Here is a 2,021-nt window from a genome sequence, read left to right on the forward strand (position 1 = left end):
AAAAAGGCTAAAACCAATATCAGTAAAGACATTTAGGTTTAATCAGCAAGCCCTACTTAGAAGAAACAGTGAATTTTGACATACTCTCCGGCCTAAAGGCGCGGAGATTCTCCTGAAACCAGGATTCTTGGTTTGCTAGCGCAAGGCTACGCCAACAATGAGTCCACTTAAACTAAACACCTTGCGGCATCTAGTCCAGAGATGGTTCTCTCCCCAAGCGTTTGCTCTATTTCAAGAGCCCGTTCCCGTATGCCCTACGGTACAGTTCAAACCTTAAAAAAAACTTTGGTTCTCTGATACTTGTTGCTTAGAGTTTTTCTATGTACAAGCATTACTGTACAAAACTCCATAACTCTACTTTTCAAGGTGCAAACGCTACAGTTAAGTAGCTATAGGTTTTTAGAGCGGTTGAATACCTTTCCGCTGTTTCCACTATAACACAAAGTCCCCCTGGAAGGGGGAGGCTTTCAACCCAATTTTCCGGTAAAAATATTGCAGTGCGGGCATCTTGCCCGCGATGACTGTACCTCATAACAGTGGAAAGTGCTGTAATATTATCAGGACTTACGCAAAGGCACTATATATAGGGTGTCGGTGCGTTACGCTGCCGCTAACACACCCTACTGGATTTTTTCTGATAACAGTGGAAAGTACTGTAACTTATGACTTCTGACTTTTTATTTCTTCATTTTGACTTTTGACTTTTGACTTTTTATTTCTGACTTCCTTAAGGCTCCACAACCACAGTCGTACCCACCTGTACTTTCTCAAATAAAGCAATAACATCTTCATTCCGCATCCGCACACAACCATGAGATGCAGCATATCCAATAGATTCTACAGTGGGAGTACCATGAAACCCAATTGTATCTTTTCCATCTGTCCAAAAACCAATCCATCTTAATCCTAAAGCAGTATTTGGCCCTGCTGGCATTACCTCACCTGTCCAGGGGTTTTGCCATTGGGGATTTTCCACCAGTTGAATAACTTCAAATTCACCGGTTGGTGTTTCCCAACCTGGTTTACCTACTGCTACAGGATAACTAGCTATTTCCTCTTCTCCTTCATACACATATACTCGTCGTTCCCCTAAGCGAAGTACCACCTGGGTTAACTTTTCTACTTCTATTATTTCTATTCCCAAATCTTTTTGAAAGTCTTTAACAGCACGTTTCAGTCTTGGCATTAAACCACCAAATGGTAAAGTAACTTCCTTCTCTATTTGCCCATTATTATTAGTTGTATCAATAGAAGCTATAGATAACTTTTGACCAGATAATATAATAATTGCTGTAGTTAAGAAGATTGCTGTTAAATTATATGCTCCCTTGTTAATTTTAAATATAGGACTAAGCCATTTATTTGTAGTAGATTCGCTCATTTTTCACTCCTCAATTATTAATAGTATAGATATTATCAGAAACTAATGTTATCAATGGATAATTGATAATTGCTTAATTTGGTATAAGACCTCTGACGCTCGTTCCTCACTACCGCTAACGCTATCATTTATGAAGAAAATAGAAAGAAAATATTTTCCTTAAGTTCAATCTTCTTCTTTCAAGAAAAGATAATTATTCATTATTCATTGTTCATTATCAATTGTTGAATAGTAGCTTAATTTATTAATAAGCCCTGCTCATATTCTTTTAAGGTTCGACAATGACAGCTGTACCAATTGCTACTTTTTCAAATAGGGCTAGTACATCTTGGTTTAGCATTCTAACACAACCATGAGAGACAGCTTGTCCTACTGTTTCTTCGTTGGGAGTACCATGAAAACCTATATAATTTGTGCCATCTGTCCAAAAACCAATCCATCTTTCCCCCAAAGGATTTTCAGGACCTGGTGGTATTATTTCTCCAGTAAAAGGATGTTTCCAGGATGGATTTGGAATTTTTTGAATAACTTTATATGTACCTGTGGGAGTTTCCCATCCTTCTCTACCAATGGCAATGGGATAGCTGGTTTTTAATTGGTCGTTTTGATACATATAGACACGGCGATCGCTTAATTTTAT

2 protein-coding genes are annotated in these 2,021 nt (G+C 38.1%); both read right to left on the reverse strand.

All coding sequences use genetic code 11. From position 1 onward, the window contains the following. Positions 1 to 727: 727 nt before the first annotated feature. Positions 728 to 1,381 carry a L,D-transpeptidase gene (locus AC3DU7_RS19370; RefSeq protein ID WP_488040947.1) on the reverse strand — a complete coding sequence of 218 codons (654 nt, stop codon included), beginning with the start codon at positions 1,379 to 1,381 and terminating at the stop codon, positions 728 to 730. 268 nt (positions 1,382 to 1,649) lie between these two features. Beyond that, the coding region (locus AC3DU7_RS19375) for a L,D-transpeptidase (RefSeq protein WP_488040948.1) at positions 1,650 to 2,021 on the reverse strand (372 nt) is incomplete at its 5' end.

This window comes from Okeania sp. (assembly GCF_983059655.1).

What these genes read in the sequence shown, in the direction of transcription:
- AC3DU7_RS19370 (WP_488040947.1), bottom strand. Translation starts at nt 1,381, where the DNA reads ATGAGCGAATCTACTACAAATAAATGGCTTAGTCCTATATTTAAAATT.